The organism is Hydrogenophaga sp. UC242_53 (assembly GCF_042696965.1).
Taxonomy (GTDB): Bacteria; Pseudomonadota; Gammaproteobacteria; order Burkholderiales; family Burkholderiaceae_C; genus Hydrogenophaga.
On sequence record NZ_CP170552.1, the window covers coordinates 4,718,687 to 4,740,187 of the forward strand.

A 21,501-nucleotide genomic window follows, 5' to 3' on the forward strand; every position below is an offset into this window, starting at 1 on the left:
CCGCGGACCGCCATGCCCCGTCGTCTCCCCTGGGCTTCGACCGTCGATCTCAGAAGTGGTGGCGCAGGCCCACTTCGTAGCCACTGGAGCTGGTGCCGGGCGCATTGCCGGCCGGGCCGCCCGAGATGGCGAAGGTGGCCCGCCCTTTGTTGGAGACGTGGCCGGCGTTCACGTACACGGCCGTGCGTTTGGAGAGGTTGTGCACATAACCCACCGCGAAGCGCTGGGCGTCGTCGGCGGCGATGCTGGCGCCCGCCGCGTCCCGGCCGCTCTGGTCCACCTTGACGTAGGAGGCCTTGATCACCCCCACGCCCACCGGCACGCTGAGGCCGACCAAGAGCGCCTTGTGCTTGGAGCCCAGGTAGGCCGATTGCGTGAAGCTGCCCGAGAGGATGGCCCCGCCGAAGTGGTACGAGGCGCGCGCGCCCGATTGTTTGAACTGCGCGTTGGTCGCGTCGATGCGGGTGTTGCCGTAGAAACCGCCGACGTCGAACGGGCCCGCCGCGTAGCCCAGGCGCGCCCCGTGGTAGTCGTAGCTGCCCTGCGCGTTGCCCTCCTCGCCCGGCGCGACCATGAGCTGCCCGTACACCCCGCCCAGGTTGGTGGGCAGGAGGTATTGCAGGGCATTGTTGGAACGCGACAAGGTGGTGGCGCCCGCGCCGAAGGCCCGGCGCAGCGCGACGGAGGGGGCCGAGGCCCACATGTTGATCGCGCCACCCACGCCGACCACCACGAAGGGGTCGGTGCCGGCCCAGGACAGGAAGGCCGGGTTCCAGTCGCGGCCGAGCCGCACTTCACCCCAGGGGCCAGCCAGGCCGACGGTGGAGCGGCGGTCGAAGAACTGGTTGCTCACGGCGGAGGTGCCGGTGTCGGCGTTGAAGGCGCCTTCCAGCCAGAAACTGGCTTTCAGGCCGCTGCCCAGGTCTTCCACGCCGCGCAGGATGAAGCGCGAGGTGGAGTTGCTGCCACTGGCCAGGGAGGTCAGCGAGCCTTGTGAGTTGGTGCTGTGGCGCACCGCGGCGTCCACCACGCCGGTGAGCGTGACGTTGGATTGGGCGCTCGCGCCGGCGCCGAGCGCGCACAGCACCGCGCCAGCCAGCAGCTGGTTGCATGTCATTGGTTTGTCTCCGGGGGAAAAGGAAGGGGAAGTGAAACGGGCGCGGCTGCGCCCTGGCATCAGTCGAGCTTCACGCGGCCCGACTTGATGATCCTGTCGAACTGCACGATCTCGCGCGCCGTGACGGCGCTGAGTTCCTGCGGCGTGCTGCCGATCGCGCTGTAGCCCTGCCCCTCGAGCAGCTTCTGCACCGAGGGTTGTTTCAGGGCCGCGGCGAAGGCGCTGTTCAGTTTTTCCGTGACACCGGCAGGCAGACCGGCCGGGCCGAAGTAGGCGAGCCAGCCGGAGGCGGCCACGCCGTCCACACCCAGTTCCTTGAGCGTGGGCACGTCGGGGAACAGGCGCCAGCGCTCTTCGCCCGAGGTGGCGATGACGAGCAGCTTGCCGCTGTCCACGTAGGGTTTGACGCTGCCGCTGATGAGCACGAACTGGACCTGCCCGCCGAGCAGGTCGGTCACGGCCGGCGCTTCGCCCTTGTAAGGCACATGGACCGCCTTGATGCCGGCCGCCTCCAGGATGGTCTCCGACCAGAGGTGGGAGCTGGTGGCGTTGCCCGCCGAGCCGTAGGCCATCTCACCCTTGAGCGAGCGCGCGTAGGCCACGAAGTCCTTGAAGTTGCGCGCGGGGATGCGGTGCGGGTTGATGGCCAGCCCGACCTCGGTGCGCACGGCGATGGTGATGGGCGTGATCTGCCGGTTCAGGTCGGCGTAGCGCGGGTCGGTGACGGGCAGCAGGGACAGGGTGGCGGGCACGCCCAGGCCGATGGTGTAGCCGTCTTTCGGCGCGCGCACGATGGCGTCGGTGCCGATGCGGCCGCTGGCCCCGGTGCGGTTGTCCACCACCACCGTCTGGCCCAGGGTCTTGCTGACTTCGGCGGCCAGGGAGCGGGTGACGTTGTCGGCGAAGCCCCCGGGCGGGTACGGCACGATGAGGGTGATGGGCTTGCTCGGCCAGGTGTCGGCCATCGCCAGGTGGGGCAGCACCGCGAGCGCGGCCATGGCCGCCAGGCGGCCCAGGGTCTTGTGAAGGGGGCTCATGGAAACGGTCTCCGTTCTTGTGGGGGGCGATGATGGGCGTCGGTCAGTGCGCGGGGGCCGTGCGGCCGAGGAAGGACAGCAGCACCTGGTGGTACTCGTCGGGCCGCTCGGCCCAGCCGAAGTGGGCCACGCCTTTCATCTCGTGGTACTCGCCCCGCTTGAGCAGGCCGGCCATGCGGCGCATCACCGCAGCGGGGCAGGTCTCGTCGAGTTCACCGGCGATGCACAGCGTGGGCGCGGCGATGCGCGACAACACGTCTTCTTCGAGGTAGGCGGCCGTGGCCTGGATGGCTTTCTGGAAACCGGCAGCGTTCATGAGGCGGACGTTGTGCAGCACGTGGTCGATGGCGGGGCCCTGCGCGCCCGGTCCCATCATCGAGCGCAGCATTTCGGGCGCGTAGTCCGCGATGGCGCGGCCCTGTGTCAGGGGCGCCACGCGCGTGGCCAGGAAGTTGGCCTGCCATTCAGGGCCCGAGTGGTTGAAGGTGTGCGCGGTGGCCGAGAGCACCAGCGCCTGCACACGGTCGGGAAAGAGGTCCGCCGTTTTCTGCGCCACCATGCCGCCCATGCTGTGGCCGAGCACCACGTTGCGCCCCGTGCTGGTCGCGCCGATCAGGCGGCCGGCCACGCGCGCCATGTCGGTCATGCTGAGGGTGTCGGGCACCGGGCTGGTGCCGTAGCCGGGCGCGTCCCAGGCCACGACGCGGTAGCCGGCCTGGTTGAGCGCCTGCGTGGTGCAGCGCCAGTATTCCTTGGCGCCGTAGGCACCGTGCAGCAGGTAGACCGTGGTCGGCCCTTCGCCCGACACCAGGTAGTCGGGCAGCTCATAGGTTCGCATGTCGGGATCCTTGGTTCAAAGAGAGGACGTGGCGGCGACCCAGCGCGCCAGATGGGCCGCCAGCGCCTCGGGCTGCTCCAGGGGAAGCAGGTGGCCGGCGCCGGGCACGGTGTGGAATTCGGCCCCCGGAATGCCCTGCGCGAGCGCGCGCTGGTGCTCGGGCGCGAACAGCTTGTCGTGCGAGCCGGCGACGATCAGCGTGGGCACGCGGCCGTCGAGCAAGGCGCCGCGCTCGGGCCGCGCGAGGCTGGCTTCCTGGTGCGCCATGAAGCGCTCGGCGCCGTAGGCGGCCACCATGGCCGTGCGCCGCTGCATCAGCAGCGCATCGCCCAGGCTGTCGGGGTGGAAGGCGGCCGCGGTCTGCGCCGCGACCAGCTGGGCGTGCGCAACCGTTCGCCGCCGTGTCAATGGCCTGGCGGCGCGCGGCGGCCTGTGCCGCCGTGTCGGCCTGGGGCCCACTGCAGACCAGGCCCAGGCCGCTCAGGCGCTCGGGGGCCAGCGCCCGCATCGGCCAGCGCGACGTAACCCCCGAAGGAGAAGCCGACGAGGTGAAAACGCGCGGGCAGCGTCTTGAAGAGCGCGGAGGCGATCGCGTCGACGTCGGCCAGGGCCGGCAGTTCGGGCGTGTGGACCGCGAGGGTGGAAGGCAGGGCGCTTCGCACGCCATCGAAGACCGCGGCGGTGGTGTTCAGGCCGTGCAGGAGCACGAGGGGATGCGAGGGCATGGTGCTCACGCCAGCGCGGCCGGGTCGCGGTGTTCGCCGTCGATGCGGTCGCCCTCGACCCAGCAGGCGTGGGTGCCGACGCACATGCGCTCGGGCAGCACGATCGTGGCCAGCGGGCCGCGCGCGACGTCGGCCGCGTCGAGCACCAGCACCTCGGAGCGGTTCTGGCGCATGTCGGCCACCATCACGACGACGTAGCCGTCGTCCTCGGCCTTCGCGCCCAGGCGGCGCGCCACCTGCGGCTCGCTGCCGTAGCGGCCCTCGCCGTATTCGTAGCGCTGCGCCGCGCCGGTGAGCAGGTCGAAGCGCTTGAGGCCGGCGAACAGCCAGTCGCCGGGCTTGTACAGCACGTTGTAGCTGTAGCGGTAAGGGCGGCCCACGTAATCGTTGCTGCAGACCGGGAACTCGGTGACCTCGTCGTCGAGGTACTGCTCGGTGGTCTGGCCGGTCTTCAGGTTGAAGCGCCAGCGGTGCATCAAGGTCTTGTTGTGGTGCTTGTCGAGGTTCGCCAGGATGCGGTCGTACACGTTCATGTCGGCGCTCACCGGGATCTTCTTGAAGTCCGGCATGATGCAGCCGTCCATCACCACCTCGTCGCCGTCTTCGTAGCAGTTCGAGAGGTGGAGGATGAAGCAGGGCTTGGCCTCGAACCAGCGCACCTGGCTGCTGTCCCCATGGCGCGGGATGACGCCGAAGCGCGCCGCCTGGTCGCGGTTGAACACCAGATCGTGCTCGCCGGTCTTGAGCTTGACCGGGTCGAAGTACAGCGGCAGGTCGTGCAGGATGGTGTAGTGCTTCGTGATGCCCAGGTCGTGCGGCCAGCGCGCGCCCGGCAGCTCGATCGGCACGTAGTGCACCAGCTGGTTGTGGCGATCGACCACGCCGTAGTGCATGTACGGCCATTTCTCGGGGTAGTTGAAGAACATCATCTCCCCGGTTTCCGGGTCGACCTTGTAGTGCGAGCTCACGCCCTCGGGCACCTTGCGCGCCCAGTTGGCGTCGGGCCCGAGCGTCTCCAGCGTGCGCGGGTCCAGGCGCCAGGGTTCGCTGCCTTGCGACATGCTGGCGATCAGCTTGCCCGCGTGGCAGATCACGTCGGTGCCCGCGTTGTCCTTCATGGCGCCGATGGCGCCCCAGCCGCGCCGCGAGGCCAGGTGCGGCTGCAGCAGGCCCGGCCACAGGGAATGGCCCGCGCCCTTCTCCGCCAGGTAGCCGGTGGTGCGCACCAGGCGGTTGCGGTAGGTGGCGCGGCCGTTCTCGAAATGCACCGCGTGCAGCATGCCGTCGCCATCGAACGGGTGGTAAATGCCCAGCGGTTCGTGCACCTGGTTGTGCGTGTTGCGCACGTAGATGCCGTGCAGGTCCTTCGGGATCTCGCCGATCACCTGCAGGCTGTCGGTGTCGGCCGTGTACTCGTTCGCGTTGGGCGTGAACGGGCCCTGAAGAAAAGGGTTGTCGTTGTCCGCCCGGATCGTCAGGGCGATCCTGTCCACCACCTCAATCATTTGCCCACTCCAATGGTTGCCTGTGCCAATCAATGAAGAGAGTATCCGGCAATCAATTGCTTGTGGCAAGCAATTTTCGATCGATAATGGAAAGTACCTAGCACGCACCGACGACATGACCAAAAAAGCCAAGTCACCGCCTGTCCAGAGCACCATCTTCCTGTGGCTGGGCAAGGCCTACCACGCCGCCACCAACGCCTTCGAGGAGAGCACGGGCGTCACGGCCGCGCGCTGGCGGCTGCTCTTTCTGATCCACCGGCAGCGGGGCTGCACGCAGAAGGCACTGATCTCGGAGATCCGCGTCGACCCCGGGTCGATCACCCGCCAGCTCAAGGCACTGGAGGCGGAGAAGCTGATCGTTCGCGAAGACGATCCGGCCGACAACCGGCTGACGCGCGTCTCGCTGTCCCCGCTGGGCGACAAGCTGGTGCAGGGCATTCTGGAGAAGCGCAAGCGCTTCCTGGAGACCATGCTGCAGGGCATTCCGCCCGAGGAGGTGGACGCCTGCATCCACGTGCTGGAGCGCATCAGCATGAACGTCGGGGACGACCGCCCGATCCCCTGAGGCGGCGGCCGCGTGGCGTGACGCCGGCTCAGCCGTGCCGCAGGCAGAGCCTGTTGACCGGCGCCGACACGCGAGGCAGGGCCATGGTGGTGCACAGGCCGGCGGCAAAACTGGCGACGCTGGCGGTGCGCAACGGCACATAGTCCAGGCCGTTGTGCTGGCAGGCGCGCTGCAGCGCCACGGCGGATTCGCGGTCCACGCAGTCCAGCGGCGCGACAACGAGGTCGGCCCAGGTCAGCGCGGCCAGCAGCAGTTCGTTGCGCGGGTCGATGACGCTGCCTTCATGCCGCCGGTACTCGCCGCCGTGCCGCTCCACCAGCGCGCGGATGGACGGATTGGCGCTGGGGCGTCCGCCCACGTAGAGCAGCTTGCGGCCACGGATGAGCGGCCCGAGCGACGTGGGTTCGGCGCCTTCGCCGTTCATCCAGCCGCGCAGCTGTTCTTCCACCACCGTCAGCTCGCGCCCGAGTTCGCCGAGCTGGACCTGGAGCTGGATCGTTTCCTGCTCCAGGCGCAAGGCGTTGGCCTCGGCAGCGAGCGCGGCGACTTCGGCCTGCTCCCGGCGACCGCCCTGGAACATCAGCGCCGACGACAGCGACTCGGCCCGCTCCCGCGCGTCCCTGGCCGCTTCGAGCAAGGTGGCGCTCAGCCGCCACGATTCGTCGATGGCCGCCACCTGCGTGCGCAGGGCGCCGATCTCGGCCGCGTCGCGTTCGCGCTGCGCGCTCGCGGCGCTGGTGAGCGCCTCGATGTCGCGCGAGATCAGTCCGCTCAGCCGGGGCGTGCTGCGGCGGTCGGTGAGCAAGGCCCAGCAGGCGCCGCGCACCTCCCCCGCGCGGGTGGCCGCTTCCCACAGGCTCAGCAGATCGGCCTCGGTGCGGGCCCGGGAGCACTGCTCGATGGCCTCCCGATGCCGCTGGTCCAGCAGGCCCTGCAAGGCGCGGGCCACGCCGGCGTGCTGCGAGGCGAGCCGCGCGGCCTCGCACCGCAGCGCGAAGTCCGACGGGTTCAGCACGTCGGTGAAGGGCGCCATGAGCTGCCGCAGACCGTGCGCGGGCAGGCAGGTGCGCAGCACCATGCCCTGCAGATGGGGGGCGAGACAGACCCAGTGCAGACGGTGACCGGGATGGGCAGTGGGGGATGGCATGCGGTGGGCGCTTTCGATATATACAACCGAATATAGCGATACTGTAACCGAGCCCCCTGGTGCCGCGGGGTCGAACCGGCCCCCCTGCCGTTCGCCGTTTCCCGTTCTCCCTCGTGAAAATTGCCACAACTCCTACACGGCGATCGCGTCCTGCGTCATATTCTTGCCGCGCAACGGTGGCAGCATGTGCGAAAGAAGTTTCAAGTGCATGCGACCCATCCCTTGTCCAATTGCTTCTGGGAGTGCTTTCGTGTTTATCTACAAGATTTTTGGTGAACAACCCGGCTTTGCCGAAGGGCTGATCTTCAACAGCTGCGTGAAGAACCTGCAGAACCAGCCCGACCTGTGGCTCGACGAGTGTCCGTACCTCTACCCGCGTTCGTCCTCCCGGCTGCCCGAAGGCTTGCGCGTGGTGCAGCTCGGCACGGCCGAAGAGCACGCGCCTCAACAACCCAGCCCCCCGCGCTGGATGCTGGCCGCCTGAGCCCTCGGGCCGCCCGCCCCTCTCTTGGAGGGGTTTTTGTCATGTGGGACATCTCCTACATCCGCATTTTTGGTCTTCCTACAGAGTCGCCCGAGGTTCAAATCCACACTCGTCTCCTGCTGTCACGGACCGTTACCGTTGATTCAAGGAGATGGCGATGAAAGAATTTTTCAAGCTGTACGTGATCACGGTGGCCGGCATGGCGGCCATCGCCTCTCTCCTTCACTTGGCCGTGGCCCTGGGCCAGGACCAGTCTCCCTGGAACGCGCTGATCTACCTGGGCATTTCCAGCGGCGCACTGGGTCTGATGGGCCTGCTGGACATGGAGAAGCGCATCGACCAGATGACCGCCTGACGGCCCGGGCGGTTGGCCCGTTCAGGCGGCCGTTCCAGCGGCCCGCTCGCAGCGGCGGAAGAAATCGCGCATCAGCGCGGCGCATTCGGCGGCGTGCGTCTCCAGCAGAAAATGCGGCCCATCCAGGATGTGGGCTTCCATGCGCGGCAGGGCCTTCATCCACGAAAGCGTTTCGGCCAGATCGAAAAAGACGTCGTGCCGGCCCCAGAGCATCAGCGCCGGAGGTTGCCAGTGGGCCAGGCAGTCGGCGATCTCGCCAAAGCGCGCGTGGTGCTGGCCGTAGTCGAGCACGAGCTGGCGGTGCATCTCGATGCGCCCGGGCAACGACATGACGCGCCAGTCCTCTTCCCACACACTCGAATCGATGCGCCGCGCGATGTCGTCGGGCACACCCCCCACGTACTGGTCGCGCGTGCCCGCCCGGGTCAGGTGCGCCGTGGCCGCCGCGGCGCGCTCGGGCGTGGGGTCCTGAGGTCCGCGAAACCCGCGAAGGACGGGGGATCGATGGGCTCGGACTGCCCGAAGCCGGGCAGGTCGGGCGCGATGACGAAACAGTCCTGCGCCAGCCCGTCGATGACGTTGCGGAAGGACGCCGACGAACTGGGGAAGCCGTGCAGCAGCAACAAGGCCGGCCGGTGGGGGTCGCCCGCAAGGCGCAATGCCACGCGGATGCCATCGATTGACAGGGTGTCCATGCGGCGCCGGCTCAGGATGCCTTGGGCTTCCTGGCGTGCTGCTTGTGCCAGTCCTTGAGCGAGAAGTCGGGGTACCCGTCAAAGCGCTGGTCGCCCTTGCGGCCTTCCACGCGCACCCACGGGGCTTTGGAGTCCAGCAGGATGTGCACGTTCGCGGGCGGCTCGGGCAAGGGCGTGTCGATGGCGCCCGCGTGCGGGTGCACCAGCTCGGGCCAGCTCGGGTCGTACAGCCAGAGCGCGGTGCCGCACACGCCGCAGAAATGGCGCTGGCCGGTGCTGTGCCGCACCTCGTCGCCCTCGGTGATGCTGGCCTGGTAGACGCGCAGGTGCCGCTTGCCTTTCACCTTCAGCGTGCGGTGGTCGGCGCCCAGGTTGATCGCGTAACCACCGGTGCCCGCGGTCTTGCGGCAGATGGAGCAGTAACACCGCATGAAGGGCACGGGCTCGGCCGAGTCGACCGAGAAGGTCACGCGGCCGCAATGGCAAGAGCCTTCGAGCTTCATGGCGATCTCCTTGCAAACCCCCATTGGGCCCGCCCGATGCCTCGAAGGCTGTCGGACAACGCCCTGCAACGACGGGCGGCCCTACCGGCTCAGTTGCGCCAGCGCCGCTTGCAGCCCCTGCAGGCCACCCACGCGCTGGTCGTTGATGAAGATCTGCGGCATCTGCCGCACGGAGGGCCCGCACTTTTCGTAGAAGGCCATGCGTTCGGCTTCGTCGTCGATCTTGATTTCCTCGAAACCGAGCGAACGGGATTTCAGCAGCATCTTGGCCGACTCGCATTGCGGGCAGGCGGACTTGGAGTAGACGACGATTTTGAGTGACATGGCTGAGAGTTTACGGGGGGAGGGTATGCGCGACAGGGCAAAAAATCGGCATAGAACTTTCGATCGACAACGCGGTACTCAGGCCGCCATGGGAGTTTTTTTGACAGGCCTTCAGCGCAAAGCGCCTGGTTCGCGACCGTTCATGACGAGATGTACTCACTGGATACCCGATACGCATTCGACACCGAATACCAAGACCTGCGACATCAAGAAGAAGATGATGATTCATCAGACGAGCGCGTGGCACTGCGTCTGCTGATGCAAAAGGGCGAGATCGCCACCCTCTCCCGCTTTCCCATCCAAGACCCCAAGCAAACCGCCGACCTCTGCCTTGAGTTGGTCATGGACCACCCGGAGTCCGTGGCCGTCCTGCTGTGGAACCGCGAGGTGCGGGATGCCTTCGCCACCCTGCTGGGCAAACCGATGCACAGGCATCGTCGCCAGGACCGCTGGGAACGCGCCACGATGCTGGCGCTCGACACGGGGCTGCCGCCCGAGTGGTTCAGCGGCGCCCGAAGTGACCAACGCAGAAAATCGTTCCACACCCACGTCGCCGAAAAGAGCGCGAAGCACAAGAACCACACCTGGCAGGTTCCGGGGAGGGTATCCAAGGTGTACGAGGTCGGGAAGCCCGCTCCCTACCGAGGTCTGCACGTGAACTCGCTGTTGAATCAAAACGGCAAGATCCGGGACGCGTTGTGCCGCCACATGGCGTGGGAAGCGACCATGGCCTTCATGCAAGGTTGCGAATGCTTCAAGCAGTTCTTGTGCAACGTGGCTGAAGGCACCTACCCCTTCGACGTCGACACACTGGAGCATCTGCATTACGAGCACGTGTGCGACAGCAGCGACAGCCGTGTCCAGTTCACGCCACAACACTTCGGCCGCCTCCTCGTGCGCCTGCTCTCGTGCATGAAACCGGGTGAGCGCCAAGGACACTTGATCTGCTGGAACATCCCGAACGACCTCCATGCTCACGGCCACGAGATGGCCGTGTTGCTCGAGAAGGGGGACGATGGGATTGACAAGGTCTGGCTGTACGACCCCAATGTTTCCGGCAATGCCCTGCACATCAAGACCTCGCCCGACGGACTTTCAAGCCACAGCATCGCGCTCTATGACGCGCTGGGCTACATCGTCAAATCGGCGAACGTGCTGTCCATGGACATCGGCAACCGGACACTGGCGAAAGCTCGGGCAGGTCACTTCATCGAGTCGGACGACATAACGCTTCTGGAAAGCTTCGTGGAAGCCCTGGCCAACGGCACCGTGCATGAAATGGCGGCGGCACTGAAAACGATCAGGAACTGGAACGCCTTCGCTCACATGCACGCGGAGGTGCGGCGCGCCCTGACCATGGCGGTGCAATGGGGCCACGTGCAGGCCATCGGATGGCTTGCACAATGGCTGCACACCACAGAGGTGCATGAGAGCTTCCAGGAAGCGATCGATGAGGATCCCGAGCAGGCGGCGAAGCTGTGGAGCTTGGCGTTGAACAACGAGACCATGCTCGATCTGCTCACCCGCGAAGAAGAGGTTCCTTTGCGCACCGCAACCGCGCTGGCCTACCTGAATCTGCTCGCAGGCGCTTCACGGCACATGAACAAGGCCTCGAAGCGGGAGCTGTACAAGATCCTGCATGCCTTTCAGAACGGCTCGCCCTGCTGCTACGAGAGGCTCTCTTGGGGCCACCAACTCCTGAGTCGCGACGCCGGCTTTCGCACCGCGTTCGAGCAGCTCATGGCGAAGCTGAAGTTCTGGTGAACCCCGGGCCGCCCCGCGTCCTCAGTCGATCTGGATCTTCGCGTCGCGCACGATGCGCGCGTAGGTCGCGATCTCCTTGGTGATGTAGGGTGCGAACTGCGCCGGGCCCATGGGCGCGGCGATGAAGCCTTGCGCACCCAGGCGCTCGGTCACCAGCGACGAGCGCATGGCCTTGGCGCTTTCTTCCGTGAGCCGCTTGCTGATCGCCTCGGGCAGCTTGCCCGGCGCCCACAGGCCGTACCAGGTCACCATCTCGAAACCGGGAATGCCGGACTCGGCCACGGTGGGCACGTTCGGCATGCTCGGAAGGCGCGCCTTGGTGGTGACGGCCAGGGCCTTGAGCTTGCCGCTGGCAATGTGCGGCGCGGTGGACGGCAGGGCGTCGATGATCACGCTGATCTGGCCGCCGAGCAGGTCGTTCAGGGCCGCCGCCGTGCCGCGGTACGCGACGATGGGCATCTCCAGCTTGCCGCCGAACTTGATGGCTTCGAGCGAGACGTGCATGGGCGAACCGATGGCCGAGGTGCCCAGGCTGAAGCCCTGCGGTTTGGCGCGCGCGGCTTCGAGGAAGTGCTTCAGGTCGTCGGCCGGCACGCTGGGGTGCGCCGCCACCACCATGGGCACGGAGCCCAGGAACGAGACCGGCGTGAAGTCCGTGACCACGTCGTAGGGCACCTTGCGCACCATCAGCGGGTTGGCGATCAGCGTGGGCGACTGCACCAGCAGCGTGTAGCCGTCGGCCGGGGCCTTGGCCACGAGGTCGCTGCCGATGACGCCGCTGGCGCCCGCGCGGTTCTCCACCACGAAGGGTTGTCCCATCTGCTCGGTGAGGCGCTGCGCGAGCACGCGCGCCACCAGATCGACCGTGCCGCCGGGCACGTAGGGCACGATGATGCGCACCGGGCGGTTCGGGTAGGTCTGGGCGTGCGCCGCGAGGCCGGTGGCGGCGAGCAGGCCGGCCAGCAGCGCGCGGATCCATGGGTTCTTCATCGTCGTGTCTCCTTGAAAGGTGGGTGTGGCGACTAGCAGCAGGGCATCTTCAGCAGGCGCAGCGCGTTGCCGAAGTAGATGCCCTCGCGCTCTTCTTCGGACAGCTTGAGCGAGTCGATGGCTTCGGGAATCGTGCGGATGAACATGGGGCCGCCTTCGGGATCGAAGGGGCAGTCGGACGCGAACACCACCTGCTTCGCGCCGAAGAACTCGAGCCCGCATTGCAGCCCCGCGCGCCCACCGGCCAGCGCGGTGTCCGCGTAGAACAGGCGGAAGTAGTCGATCGGGCGCTTGGCCATGCTTTTGAGCAGGCCTTCGTAGTCTTCGTCCGAGGTGCGGCTGCCGAACTGGTCCAGCCCCGGGCCGACGCGGCCGTCGAAGAACGGGATCATGGCGCCCATGTGGTGGGTGATCACCTTGAGTTCGGGCAGCCGGTCGAAGAAGCCGGAGAACACCATGCGCGTCATGGCCGCGCTGGTTTCGTAGGGCCAGCCGAAGGTCCACCAGATCTCGAACTTGGACTTCTTCTCCGAGGCGTAGTCGGGCATGTTGGCGCCGCGCGCCGGGTGCATCCACACCGGCACGTCGTGGGTCTTCACGGCGGCTTCGAAGATGGGCCAGAACTCGGGCTCGTCGAGCGGGCGGCCGTTCACGTTGGTGAACACCTGGATGCCGCGCGCGCCCAGCACGTTGATGGCGTATTCCATTTCTTCCAGGCAGGCGGCCGGGTTGTTCATGGGCAGCGAAGCCACGAAGGCGGGGAACTTGTCCGGGTGCGCGTCGCGGATCTTGGCCATCTCCTCGTTGGCCAGGCGGGCCAGCGCGGGCGAGTCCTCGGGGCCGGCGATCAGCTCGATGGGCGGGTTCGACAGCGTGAGGATCTGCTGGTACTCGGGAAAGCCTTCCATCATCTTCAGGCGCGCGTCCAGGTCGTACAGCACCGGAATCGTCAGCCAGCGCTTGATGGCGCCCTTGTCCTTGGCCAGCTCGGCCATGCGCTCGAAGTACTTGCGCGGCAGGATGTGGGCGTAACTGTCGATCTTTCGCATGGGCTTTTCTCGCTCTTTATTCACCAATTGGAGAATTATAGGGAAAAGCAAAGGGGCGTGGGGCCCCCGATTTCCCCTGGTTTTCCCTGAGCAGTGAAGAAAGCCGCTACGCGAGCACGAACGCCGAGATCACCTCGGTGATGTGGGCCAGCCGCTGCGTGAGCTGCTTGGGCGCCTTGAAGTCGCGGTTGAAGCCGGCCGAGAGGGTGTGGATGTTGGAGAGGTAGAAGTACGAGCAGCCGGCGATGGTGATGTAGAGCTGCACCGGGTCGATGCCGGCGCGGAACAGGCCCGCCTTCTGGCCGCGCTCCAGGATGTCGCCCAGCGACTGCACCAGCGGCGAGTTCAGCTCGCGGATGCGCTGCGAGCCGTGCAGGTGGCGCGCCAGGTGCAGGTTCTCGCTGTTGAGCAGGGTGATGAACTCGGGGTGGGCGATGTAGTAGTCCCAGGTGAATTCCACCAGCCGGCGCAGCGCGATCAGCGGCGGCATGCCCTGCAGGTCCAGGTAGAGCTGGGCGTTGCGGATCTCGGCGTAGACGCTCTCCAGCGCGGCGGCGAACAGGCCGTCCTTGTCCTTGAAGTAGTAGTAGACGAGCTTCTTGTCCACCGCCGCCTTCTCGGCGATGCGCTCCACGCGCGCGCCACCCAGACCGGTGCGGGCGAATTCTTCGCGCGCGGCGACCAGGATGGCGGCCTTGGAGCGCTCGGCGTCGCGGATCTTGGGCTCGGAAGGGGCCTTTCTGGCGGTCACGGCGGAGGTCCTTGTGCGGGGGAAAGTGGGGCGGGCAATGCCGCCACAGCGTACCCGAACTCCCCCGCGCAGCCCTTTATTCACCATTAAGTGAATAAAGGGCTTTGCCAGGGCGCACCGCCAGGCGCCACAGGCGCGCGGCGCGGCCGATGAAGAAACCCGTGAACGCGCCGTACAGGGCCGCGACGCACAGCACGTACTGCGTGTCCCGGACCAGCTGCGGCGCCATGGTGAGATCGACCCCGACCACGTACTTCACCAGAAAGATGCCCACGATCAAGCCCAGCGGGACGGTGCTGCCCGGCAGGCGGTACAGGCGCCGCGCCGGGTCGTACTGGGCGCCATCGGCGCGGCCGCGCGCGACCAGGGCGAAGGCCAGCACCGCGGCGATGAGCCAGGCCGAAACGGCAAGGCCCCGGTGGGGCGTCGCACCGAAGGCCGAATACGTGCCCGAGACCGAGAAGAGCGTCATCGCCAGGGGCATCAGCGACACGCGGGCCAGGCTGGCGCTGCGCTCGCGCAGCTGGCTGGCGCCCAGCGCGAGCAGCGCCACGAGCAGGCCCCACACCCACAACGGTGTCTGGCGCAGGACGGGGACGACGGCTTCGGGGTGGTTGGCGAGCAGTTGCAGCAGCATGGTGGGCTCCGCGAGGAAGGGGTTGAGGGAGGACGCACTGTGCCGGGGGCGAGGGCGCCTGGCGATCCCGTTGCGACGAAACTGCGTGGGTGCGGCGCGAAGAGCCGTCTGACGAGGGCGAACGGCGGCGGCCGCGTCGGACGCCTCCGACACACGACCCCGCCAAGCACCCCCTGTTGCCGCGCCTCCCACTGTGCCAAGCTGTAGGGCATCGGATCTTCGCTTGATCCGGCAACTTCAAGAGTGCGCCTGTGAACAAAACCTTCGAGTTCGTCAGCGTGCGCGGCGCACGCGAACACAACCTGAAGAACGTCGATGTCGACGCGCCCCGCAATGCACTGGTCGTCTTCACCGGCATCTCCGGCTCCGGCAAATCCTCGCTGGCGTTTGGCACCATCTATGCCGAGGCACAGCGGCGCTACTTCGACTCGGTGTCGCCCTACGCCCGCCGGCTGATCGACCAGGTCGGCACGCCCGATGTGGACAGCATCGAAGGGCTGCCGCCCGCCGTGGCGCTGCAGCAGCCCAGGGGCTCGGCGGGCTCGCGCTCCACGCTCGGTTCGGTCTCGATGATCTCCAACATGCTGCGCATGCTGTACTCGCGCGCCGGTTGGTACCCGCGCGATCAGCCCATGCTGTTCGCCGAGGACTTTTCGCCCCACACGCCCCAGGGCGCCTGCCCGGTCTGCCAGGGACTGGGGTTTGTCTACGACGTGACCGAGAAGGCCATGGTGCCCGACGACACGCTGAGCATCCGCGAGCGCGCCATCGCCGCGTGGCCGCCGGCCTGGCATGGGCAGAACCTGCGCGACATCCTGGTCACGCTGGGTTACGACGTCGACACGCCGTGGCGCGATCTGCCCAGGAAGGACCGGGACTGGATCCTGTTCACCGAAGAGCAGCCCACCGTGCCGGTGTACGCCGGCTTCACCCCGGCCGAGACGCGGGCCGCGTTGCGCCGCAAGATGGAGCCGAGCTACCAGGGCACCTTCACGGGCGCGCGCAAGTACGTGTTGCAGACCTTCGCCACGACCTCCAGCGAACTGATGAAGCGCCGCGTGGCGCGCTTCATGTCCGGCACGGTGTGTCCTTCGTGCCAGGGCAAACGCCTGAAGGCCGAGGCACTCTCGGTGACCTTCGCCGGCCTGGACATCGGCGAGCTCTCCCGCTTGCCATTGACCCGGCTCGCGCAGGTGCTTGAACCGGCGGCCGCCGGCCGGCTCGCATCCACTTCGGCGCCAGCGGCCACGCCCAGGGGCCGCGCCCGCCGGGCCATGGCCCCGCGCCCGGGTCATGAAGGCGCTCCCGACGTGCGGCGAACGCCCCACCTCTCGGAAGAGAAACGCATCGCCGCACAACGGATCGCCCAGAACGTGCTGGAGCGCGTCAAGACCTTGGAGGACATCGGTCTGGGCTATCTGTCGCTCGACCGGCAGACACCCACCCTGTCGTCGGGCGAACTGCAGCGCGTGCGGCTGCGCAACGCAGATCCACGCGAACCTCTTTGGCGTGCTCTACGTGCTGGACGAACCCTCGGCAGGCCTTCACCCCGCCGACGGCGTGGCGCTGCTGGCGGCACTGGACCGCCTCAAGCGCGCCGGCAATTCGCTCTTCGTGGTCGAACACGATCTCGCGGTGATGAAACACGCCGACTGGATCGTGGACGTGGGCCCTGAAGCGGGCGAGAACGGCGGGCGCGTGCTGTACAGCGGCCCGCCGGCGGGCCTGCGCCGCGTGCCGGACTCCCACACCGCGCGGCACCTCTTCGCCGCGCCGCCGCCGCGCAGGCGGGCCGTTCGCCCACCGCGGGGCTGGCTGAAGCTGACCGGCGTCAGCTGCAACAACCTGCACCGCCTCGACGCGGCTTTCCCCATCGGCGTGCTGACCGCGGTGACCGGTGTCTCCGGCTCGGGCAAGTCGAGCCTGGTGGGCCATGCCCTGGTGGACCTCATGGCGGACCACCTCGGCCATGAACCGCCCCAGCGCGACACGGGCGACACGGCGGAGGACGCCGAGGTCGGCGGCGCGGTGGTGAGCGGCGGCCGGATCGAAGCCGGTGCCGATGCCTTTCGCCGCCTGGTGCGGGTTGATCAGAAACCGATCGGCCGCACGCCGCGCTCCAACCTCGCCACTTACACGGGCCTGTTCGATGCGGTGCGAAAACGCTTCGCCGCCGAGCCTGCGGCGCGGTCGCGGCGATGGGGCGCAGGGCGCTTTTCGTTCAACGTGCCGGGCGGTCGTTGCGACACCTGCGAAGGCGAAGGTTTCGTCCATGTGGAACTGCTCTTCATGCCCAGCGTGTACGCACCCTGCGCCACCTGCGGCGGGCAGCGCTACAACGAGAAAACCTTGCAGATCACCCATGCCGGCAAGAACATCGCCGAGGTGCTGGCCATGACGGTGGAGGAAGGCGTGGCCTTCTTCCAGGAAGACCCGGCGATCCACCGGCCCTTGAAGCTGCTGCAGGACATTGGCCTGGGCTACCTGCGGCTGGGGCAGCCCGCCACCGAACTCTCCGGCGGCGAGGCACAGCGCATCAAGCTGGCGACGGAGCTGCAGCGGCCCAACCGCGGGGACACGCTCTACGTGCTCGACGAGCCCACCACCGGCCTGCATCCCGCCGATGTGGATCGGCTGATGGCGCAGCTGAATGCACTGGTGGACGCCGGCAACACGGTGGTGATGGTGGAGCACGACATGCGTGTCGTGGCCGCCAGCGACTGGGTGATCGACGTGGGGCCGGGCGCCGGCCATGAAGGCGGCCGCATCGTCGTGGCGGGCACGCCCGACGCGGTGGCGGCCTGCCCCGGCGGCCCGACGGCACCCCATCTGGCGGCGGCGCTCGGTGCACGCTGACCGACAATCGCCCCATGCAATTCCAGCCCATCCTCGAGGACATCGTCGCCACCCTGCGCCCGACCCTGGGGGCGCAGGGCCGGGTGGCCGACTACATTCCCGCGCTGGCGCGCGTGCCCGCGGCGCAGTTCGGCATCGCCTTGCGCACCTGCGACGGCGAGGAGGCGCAGGCCGGCGACAGCGCCACCCCCTTCTCGATCCAGAGCATTTCCAAACTCTTCGCCCTGACCCTGGGCATGCGAGCCATGGGCGAGCGCCTGTGGGAACGCATCGGACGGGAACCCTCCGGCAACCCCTTCAACTCCTTGGTGCAGCTGGAGGCCGAACAGGGCACGCCGCGCAACCCCTTCATCAACGCCGGCGCGATCGCCGTCACGGACCGGCTGGTCAGCCAGGGCGATCCCAAGGCGGCCATGCTGGAGCTGGTGTCCAGCCTGTGCAACGAGCCGGTGCACTTCGACGAGGAGGTGGCGGCATCGGAGGCCGCGACGGGCTTTCGCAACATCGCGCTGGGCAACTTCATGAAGAGCTTCGGCAAGATCGACAACGACGTCGCGGCCGTGCTGGACGCCTATTTCCACCACTGCGCGGTGCGCATGAGCTGCCAACAGCTGGCGCGCGCCACCGGCTTCCTGTGCCGCGACGGCCGCCACCCTTTCAGCGGCGAGCCCCTGCTGAGCGAGCGCCAGACGCGCCGGATCAACGCGCTGATGTTGACCTGCGGCACCTACGACGCGGCAGGGGAGTTCGCCTTCCGGATCGGCCTGCCCTGCAAGAGCGGCGTGGGCGGGGGCATCGTGGCGGTGGTGCCCGACCGCCTGAGCCTGTGCGTGTGGTCACCCGCGCTGGATGCCACGGGCAACTCGCTGCTGGGCATGCAGGCGCTGGAACTCTTCGCCTCGCGCACCGGGCTGTCCGTGTTCTGACGGAGCGCGCGGCGTCACCCGCGAGGCTGGCTGCCGCAAGCCAGCGCCAGGAACGATTCGACCAGGGGGTTGTCGCGCCGCGCCTGCGTCGCGAACGCCAGGCTGTAGCGCAGCGGACGCCGGCCTTCCAGCACCGGCACGTAGGTCACGTGGGGCATCTGCATCGCGGCGAAGGAGCTCGGCACCAGCGCGACGCCGACACCGCTGGCCACGAGCATGATCTTGGTCACCATCTGGGAGACCTCCTGCACCACCTTCGGAAAGAAGCCGGCCCGCTGGCAGGCGGCGAGAAAGATGCTCTCGAAGCCGGGCCCCGCCGAGAACGGGAACGAGATGAACGACTCGGTGCGCACCTGGCTCAGCTGGATCGACTTGCGCGACGCCAGCGGGTGCCAGGACGGCAGGGCGATGACGATCTTTTCTTCCTTGAAGTGGTCGACGACCAGGCCCTTGGAGTCCTGCAGCGGCGCGACGATCAGGGCGATGTCCGTGGCCCCTCGCCGCAGCGCCTCCAGCTGCCCGCCGGTGGTGTCGCTGTCCAGCAGGACTTCGACGCCCGGGTACTCCTTGCGAAAGAGCAGCACGAGATCGGGCAGTGGCCCGAGCGCGGCGCTGGCCACAAAAGAAAGCCGGATGCTGCCGGCGGTGCCGTCGGAGGCCCGCTGCGCCAGGCTCATGCCGTGGGCCGCCTGCGCCAAGGTGCGGCGCGCTTCACGCAGGAAGATCTCGCCGACCGGGGTGAGCCGCACGTGGCGCCGGCCCCGGTCGAACAGGGGCTTGCCGACCGCTTCTTCAATGCGCTTGATGGCATGGGACAGCGGCGGCTGCGACATGTGAAGGCGCAGGGCCGCCCGGCGGAAGTTCAACTCTTCAGCGACGGCGACGAACTGGTGCAGCTGGCGCAACTCGATCATGTTGATATCTTTGAGCTATCAATAAATAGCAAAACGGTATTAGAAGTATCACTGAACCGTCCGCAGAATGGGCGCTCATCCATCAAAAAGAAGCGGTCATGAGCGACAAAAAATCCGTTGAAACGTGCGCCTTGCAGCTCACCCATTTCGGCGCCGCGGGCTGGCGGATCACCGACGGCAAAACGGTGCTCCTGGTCGACCCCTACTTCTCCCGCGTGCGTTACGCGGGCAAGACCTTCGGCGACCCCGACGCCCCGATCTCCCCCGGCGACACGCGGCCGATCTTTCGTCCGCAGGACGTGTTGTCGTCCGACACCGGGCTGGTCGACCGGCACATTGACAGCGCCGACTACATCGTCATCTCGCACTCGCATTTCAACCATTGCATGGACATGCCGCACATCGCGCGCAAGACCGGCGCGCTGGTGATCGGGACGTACAGCACCACCAACATCGCGCGCGCCAACGGCGTGGACGAGCAGCAGCTCATCACGGTGAAGGGCGGCGAGGACTACCAGTTCGACGATATCGCCATCCGGGTGGTGAACAGCCTGCACTCGCCGCTGGCGGCCAAGCGCTACTTCGAATGGGGCGAGGTGCCGCGCGATGTGGATCGGCCGCTGCGCATGATCGACTACTGCGAAGGCGGCACGATGGGTTATTACATCCGCTGGGGCGGGCACCGCATCGTCGTGTTCGGCTCCATGAACTACATCGAGCGCGACCTGCTGGACATCGACGCCACGATCGCGCTGGTGCCCGCCGCGCGCCCCCGGCTGCATGTGCGCGACTACACCGACCGCCTGCTGCGCCGACTGGGCCTGCCCAAGCTCGTGATCGCCACCCATTGGGATGTGCAGACCGCGCCGTATGGCGCCTCGCAGGCCGAGGCGCTGGCCCAGGCGGAGACTTTTGTGCAGGAGGTGAACACCACCTCGCCCGACTCCCAGGTGATCGTGCCGCTGCACTTCGACACGGTGCATGTGGACGCCAGCGGCCATGCCTGGAAGGTGGACCACGGGCAGGCCTGACTTGTGCTTCAGGCTCAAGTCGCTCCACCCTGGAAACGTCTCGGCGGTCGGTAGAGGAAGACAAGAAAAAGCGCGATGTGCTGCGCCCTGGTTTGCCCCCGGGCGCGCGGGTTCTCTGCGGGCAAATGGAGTACTTTCATGAATCAGATGGTCAAGACATGGGTCCAGGCGACCCTCGGTGCGGTCCTTGCCGGGTTGGTGTCCAGCGCGGCGGCCACGGACTTCCCGGTGCGCCAGGTGCGCCTCGTGGTCCCGGTGGCGCCGGGTGGTCCGAACGACACCTTCGCGCGCACGCTGGCCCCCAAGCTGGGCGCCGGCCTCGGGCAGCAGGTGGTGATCGAAAACATCCCGGGCGCCGGGGGCAACCTGGCCACCGCTTCGGTGCTGCGACAGCCGCACGACGGCCACAACCTGGTGCTGCACGGCATGACCTACGCGGTCAACCCGTCGATCTTCGGCGCCGCGTCGTCCTACAAGGTCGGCGACTACACCGCCGTCTCCATCGTGCGCCAAAGGCCCGCTGGTGCTGGTGGCGCACCCGTCCCTGGGCGTGAAGAACGTCAAGGAGCTCATCGCCTACCTCAAGAGCAAGCCGACCGGCGTGGACTACGCCTCGGGCGGTCCGGGCACCTCGCCGCACCTGGCGGCCGAGCTGTTCAAGCTGGCCGCCGGCGTCAACATGCAGCACATCCCGTACAAGGGCACGGGCGCCTTCATGCCCGACCTGCTGGCCGGGCGCGTGCCGGTGGCTTTCGTGAGCCCGCTGGTGATCAAGCCGTCCATCGCATCGGGCCAGCTCATCGGCCTGGGGGTGACCGGCGCCCAGCGCAGCAAGGGCTGGGATCTGCCGACCATCGCCGAGGCGGGCGTGCCGGGTTTTGACTTCGAGGCCTGGTACGCCATCATGGCGCCCGCCGCCACGCCGCCCGATGTCGTGCTCAAGCTCAACAAGCTCATCGACGACGCCGTCAACACGCCGGAGGCCCAGGAGAAGTGGCAGAGCCTGGGCGTGGAAGTCATGCGCGGCACGCCGCAGGAAGCCCAGGCCTACGTCATGAGCGAGTACGCCAAGTGGGCCAAGGTGGTCAAGGCCGCCAACATCAAGGCCGACTGACGCATGCTGTATGAAAACGGAACCGTCTTCGACGGGCGCGATGTCCTGCCCACGGGCCACGCGGTGCTGGTGGAAGCCGGCCGCATCCACGCGGTGGGGCCGGCCGACCGCTTCACCGGTTACCAGGGGCCGCGCTTCGACCTCGGCGGCGACACCCTGCTGCCCGGGCTGATC

23 protein-coding genes and 2 pseudogenes are annotated in these 21,501 nt (G+C 67.6%); 9 read left to right on the forward strand and 16 right to left on the reverse strand.

Features of this window, described 5'->3' with window-relative positions; all coding sequences use genetic code 11:
• Nucleotides 1–49 precede the first annotated feature (49 nt).
• The 6 genes from ACFJI0_RS23705 to ACFJI0_RS23730 are packed head-to-tail and all read right to left on the reverse strand — an operon-like array spanning nt 50 to nt 5,222.
• Nucleotides 50–1,117, reverse strand: a complete 1,068-nt coding sequence (locus tag ACFJI0_RS23705) for a porin (RefSeq protein WP_382322584.1) — start codon at nt 1,115–1,117, stop codon at nt 50–52.
• A 59-nt stretch (nt 1,118–1,176) separates the two neighbouring features.
• Nucleotides 1,177–2,154 carry a Bug family tripartite tricarboxylate transporter substrate binding protein gene (locus tag ACFJI0_RS23710; RefSeq protein WP_382322585.1) on the reverse strand — a complete coding sequence of 326 codons (978 nt, stop codon included), beginning with the start codon at nt 2,152–2,154 and terminating at the stop codon, nt 1,177–1,179.
• 43 nt (nt 2,155–2,197) lie between these two features.
• Nucleotides 2,198–2,992 (reverse strand): alpha/beta fold hydrolase, encoded by a 795-nt coding sequence (locus ACFJI0_RS23715; protein ID WP_382322586.1) that lies wholly within the window; start codon nt 2,990–2,992, stop codon nt 2,198–2,200.
• Between the two features lie 15 nt (nt 2,993–3,007).
• Nucleotides 3,008–3,400, reverse strand: coding sequence for an alpha/beta fold hydrolase (locus ACFJI0_RS23720; protein WP_382322587.1), 393 nt, complete (start codon nt 3,398–3,400; stop codon nt 3,008–3,010).
• Nucleotides 3,397–3,717 (reverse strand): alpha/beta fold hydrolase, encoded by a 321-nt coding sequence (locus ACFJI0_RS23725; protein WP_382322588.1) that lies wholly within the window; start codon nt 3,715–3,717, stop codon nt 3,397–3,399. The genes ACFJI0_RS23720 and ACFJI0_RS23725 overlap by 4 nt, the downstream gene beginning before the upstream one ends.
• 5 nt (nt 3,718–3,722) lie before the next feature.
• Nucleotides 3,723–5,222: a carotenoid oxygenase family protein gene (locus tag ACFJI0_RS23730; protein WP_382322589.1), complete on the reverse strand. Its 1,500-nt coding sequence runs from the start codon at nt 5,220–5,222 to the stop codon at nt 3,723–3,725.
• A gap of 115 nt (nt 5,223–5,337) precedes the next feature.
• Here ACFJI0_RS23730 and ACFJI0_RS23735 point away from each other — a divergent pair, with 115 nt between their 5' ends.
• Entirely contained in the window at nt 5,338–5,787 is a 450-nt protein-coding gene (locus tag ACFJI0_RS23735; protein ID WP_382152407.1) for a MarR family winged helix-turn-helix transcriptional regulator, read from the forward strand.
• 28 nt (nt 5,788–5,815) lie between these two features.
• Here ACFJI0_RS23735 and ACFJI0_RS23740 read toward each other — a convergent pair whose 3' ends face one another.
• Nucleotides 5,816–6,934 (reverse strand): DUF2325 domain-containing protein, encoded by a 1,119-nt coding sequence (locus ACFJI0_RS23740; RefSeq protein WP_382322590.1) that lies wholly within the window; start codon nt 6,932–6,934, stop codon nt 5,816–5,818.
• A 250-nt stretch (nt 6,935–7,184) separates the two neighbouring features.
• Here ACFJI0_RS23740 and ACFJI0_RS23745 point away from each other — a divergent pair, with 250 nt between their 5' ends.
• Nucleotides 7,185–7,418, forward strand: a complete 234-nt coding sequence (locus tag ACFJI0_RS23745) for a hypothetical protein (RefSeq protein ID WP_382152402.1) — start codon at nt 7,185–7,187, stop codon at nt 7,416–7,418.
• A gap of 157 nt (nt 7,419–7,575) precedes the next feature.
• Nucleotides 7,576–7,773, forward strand: a complete 198-nt coding sequence (locus tag ACFJI0_RS23750; RefSeq protein ID WP_382322591.1) for a hypothetical protein — start codon at nt 7,576–7,578, stop codon at nt 7,771–7,773.
• Nucleotides 7,774–7,794: 21 nt separating this feature from the next.
• Here the strand turns inward: ACFJI0_RS23750 and ACFJI0_RS23755 are convergent, their stop codons facing one another.
• The 4 genes from ACFJI0_RS23755 to ACFJI0_RS23770 all read right to left on the reverse strand — a co-directional run bounded on the left by ACFJI0_RS23755 (nt 7,795) and on the right by ACFJI0_RS23770 (nt 9,295).
• Nucleotides 7,795–8,163, reverse strand: a complete 369-nt coding sequence (locus tag ACFJI0_RS23755) for an alpha/beta fold hydrolase (RefSeq protein WP_382322592.1) — start codon at nt 8,161–8,163, stop codon at nt 7,795–7,797.
• 35 nt (nt 8,164–8,198) lie between these two features.
• Complete coding sequence (locus ACFJI0_RS23760; RefSeq protein ID WP_382322593.1) at nt 8,199–8,468, reverse strand: alpha/beta fold hydrolase; 270 nt, start codon at nt 8,466–8,468, stop codon at nt 8,199–8,201.
• 11 nt (nt 8,469–8,479) lie between these two features.
• On the reverse strand, nt 8,480–8,971 hold the full coding sequence (locus ACFJI0_RS23765; protein WP_382322594.1) for a GFA family protein: 492 nt from the start codon (nt 8,969–8,971) through the stop codon (nt 8,480–8,482).
• A gap of 81 nt (nt 8,972–9,052) precedes the next feature.
• The gene (locus ACFJI0_RS23770; RefSeq protein ID WP_382322595.1) at nt 9,053–9,295 is read right to left on the reverse strand and encodes a glutaredoxin domain-containing protein; all 243 of its coding nucleotides are present in this window, start codon (nt 9,293–9,295) and stop codon (nt 9,053–9,055) included.
• 150 nt (nt 9,296–9,445) lie between these two features.
• On the opposite strand from ACFJI0_RS23770, the gene ACFJI0_RS23775 reads away from it, so the two are divergent.
• Entirely contained in the window at nt 9,446–11,059 is a 1,614-nt protein-coding gene (locus tag ACFJI0_RS23775; protein WP_382322596.1) for a hypothetical protein, read from the forward strand.
• Between the two features lie 21 nt (nt 11,060–11,080).
• On the opposite strand, the gene ACFJI0_RS23780 is transcribed toward ACFJI0_RS23775, so the two are convergent.
• The 4 genes from ACFJI0_RS23780 to ACFJI0_RS23795 form a co-directional block, all read right to left on the reverse strand.
• A complete protein-coding gene (locus ACFJI0_RS23780) occupies nt 11,081–12,049 on the reverse strand; it encodes a Bug family tripartite tricarboxylate transporter substrate binding protein (RefSeq protein ID WP_382322597.1) in 969 nt (322 codons plus the stop codon).
• A 32-nt stretch (nt 12,050–12,081) separates the two neighbouring features.
• Nucleotides 12,082–13,098 (reverse strand): amidohydrolase family protein, encoded by a 1,017-nt coding sequence (locus tag ACFJI0_RS23785; RefSeq protein ID WP_382322598.1) that lies wholly within the window; start codon nt 13,096–13,098, stop codon nt 12,082–12,084.
• Between the two features lie 106 nt (nt 13,099–13,204).
• On the reverse strand, nt 13,205–13,849 hold the full coding sequence (locus tag ACFJI0_RS23790; RefSeq protein WP_382152382.1) for a TetR/AcrR family transcriptional regulator: 645 nt from the start codon (nt 13,847–13,849) through the stop codon (nt 13,205–13,207).
• Between the two features lie 76 nt (nt 13,850–13,925).
• Complete coding sequence (locus tag ACFJI0_RS23795) at nt 13,926–14,486, reverse strand: DUF6622 family protein (protein WP_382322599.1); 561 nt, start codon at nt 14,484–14,486, stop codon at nt 13,926–13,928.
• 251 nt (nt 14,487–14,737) lie between these two features.
• Between ACFJI0_RS23795 and ACFJI0_RS23800 the strand changes: the two are divergent.
• Both ACFJI0_RS23800 and ACFJI0_RS23805 read left to right on the forward strand, forming a co-directional pair.
• A pseudogene (locus tag ACFJI0_RS23800) lies at nt 14,738–17,342 on the forward strand (excinuclease ABC subunit A).
• Nucleotides 17,343–17,356: 14 nt separating this feature from the next.
• Nucleotides 17,357–18,268 carry a glutaminase gene (locus ACFJI0_RS23805; protein WP_382322600.1) on the forward strand — a complete coding sequence of 304 codons (912 nt, stop codon included), beginning with the start codon at nt 17,357–17,359 and terminating at the stop codon, nt 18,266–18,268.
• 14 nt (nt 18,269–18,282) lie between these two features.
• Here the strand turns inward: ACFJI0_RS23805 and ACFJI0_RS23810 are convergent, their stop codons facing one another.
• Nucleotides 18,283–19,182, reverse strand: coding sequence for a LysR substrate-binding domain-containing protein (locus ACFJI0_RS23810; RefSeq protein ID WP_382322601.1), 900 nt, complete (start codon nt 19,180–19,182; stop codon nt 18,283–18,285).
• Nucleotides 19,183–19,280: 98 nt separating this feature from the next.
• Here ACFJI0_RS23810 and ACFJI0_RS23815 point away from each other — a divergent pair, with 98 nt between their 5' ends.
• From ACFJI0_RS23815 to ACFJI0_RS23825, 3 genes and pseudogenes are all read left to right on the forward strand, one after another.
• On the forward strand, nt 19,281–20,213 hold the full coding sequence (locus ACFJI0_RS23815) for an MBL fold metallo-hydrolase (RefSeq protein ID WP_382322602.1): 933 nt from the start codon (nt 19,281–19,283) through the stop codon (nt 20,211–20,213).
• Between the two features lie 147 nt (nt 20,214–20,360).
• Nucleotides 20,361–20,708, forward strand: a pseudogene (locus ACFJI0_RS23820) (Bug family tripartite tricarboxylate transporter substrate binding protein); the annotation flags it as partial.
• A gap of 25 nt (nt 20,709–20,733) precedes the next feature.
• Nucleotides 20,734–21,327 (forward strand): Bug family tripartite tricarboxylate transporter substrate binding protein, encoded by a 594-nt coding sequence (locus tag ACFJI0_RS23825; RefSeq protein ID WP_382325806.1) that lies wholly within the window; start codon nt 20,734–20,736, stop codon nt 21,325–21,327.
• Nucleotides 21,328–21,501 lie beyond the last annotated feature (174 nt).

What these genes read in the sequence shown, in the direction of transcription:
- ACFJI0_RS23705 (WP_382322584.1), bottom strand. Translation starts at nt 1,117, where the DNA reads ATGACATGCAACCAGCTGCTGGCTGGCGCGGTGCTGTGCGCGCTCGGC.
- ACFJI0_RS23805 (WP_382322600.1), top strand. Translation starts at nt 17,357, where the DNA reads ATGCAATTCCAGCCCATCCTCGAGGACATCGTCGCCACCCTGCGCCCG.
- ACFJI0_RS23765 (WP_382322594.1), bottom strand. Translation starts at nt 8,971, where the DNA reads ATGAAGCTCGAAGGCTCTTGCCATTGCGGCCGCGTGACCTTCTCGGTC.
- ACFJI0_RS23780 (WP_382322597.1), bottom strand. Translation starts at nt 12,049, where the DNA reads ATGAAGAACCCATGGATCCGCGCGCTGCTGGCCGGCCTGCTCGCCGCC.
- ACFJI0_RS23750 (WP_382322591.1), top strand. Translation starts at nt 7,576, where the DNA reads ATGAAAGAATTTTTCAAGCTGTACGTGATCACGGTGGCCGGCATGGCG.
- ACFJI0_RS23795 (WP_382322599.1), bottom strand. Translation starts at nt 14,486, where the DNA reads ATGCTGCTGCAACTGCTCGCCAACCACCCCGAAGCCGTCGTCCCCGTC.
- ACFJI0_RS23775 (WP_382322596.1), top strand. Translation starts at nt 9,446, where the DNA reads ATGTACTCACTGGATACCCGATACGCATTCGACACCGAATACCAAGAC.
- ACFJI0_RS23810 (WP_382322601.1), bottom strand. Translation starts at nt 19,182, where the DNA reads ATGATCGAGTTGCGCCAGCTGCACCAGTTCGTCGCCGTCGCTGAAGAG.
- ACFJI0_RS23760 (WP_382322593.1), bottom strand. Translation starts at nt 8,468, where the DNA reads ATGGACACCCTGTCAATCGATGGCATCCGCGTGGCATTGCGCCTTGCG.
- ACFJI0_RS23710 (WP_382322585.1), bottom strand. Translation starts at nt 2,154, where the DNA reads ATGAGCCCCCTTCACAAGACCCTGGGCCGCCTGGCGGCCATGGCCGCG.
- ACFJI0_RS23735 (WP_382152407.1), top strand. Translation starts at nt 5,338, where the DNA reads ATGACCAAAAAAGCCAAGTCACCGCCTGTCCAGAGCACCATCTTCCTG.
- ACFJI0_RS23770 (WP_382322595.1), bottom strand. Translation starts at nt 9,295, where the DNA reads ATGTCACTCAAAATCGTCGTCTACTCCAAGTCCGCCTGCCCGCAATGC.
- ACFJI0_RS23725 (WP_382322588.1), bottom strand. Translation starts at nt 3,717, where the DNA reads ATGCCCTCGCATCCCCTCGTGCTCCTGCACGGCCTGAACACCACCGCC.
- ACFJI0_RS23815 (WP_382322602.1), top strand. Translation starts at nt 19,281, where the DNA reads ATGAGCGACAAAAAATCCGTTGAAACGTGCGCCTTGCAGCTCACCCAT.
- ACFJI0_RS23730 (WP_382322589.1), bottom strand. Translation starts at nt 5,222, where the DNA reads ATGATTGAGGTGGTGGACAGGATCGCCCTGACGATCCGGGCGGACAAC.
- ACFJI0_RS23740 (WP_382322590.1), bottom strand. Translation starts at nt 6,934, where the DNA reads ATGCCATCCCCCACTGCCCATCCCGGTCACCGTCTGCACTGGGTCTGT.
- ACFJI0_RS23785 (WP_382322598.1), bottom strand. Translation starts at nt 13,098, where the DNA reads ATGCGAAAGATCGACAGTTACGCCCACATCCTGCCGCGCAAGTACTTC.
- ACFJI0_RS23715 (WP_382322586.1), bottom strand. Translation starts at nt 2,992, where the DNA reads ATGCGAACCTATGAGCTGCCCGACTACCTGGTGTCGGGCGAAGGGCCG.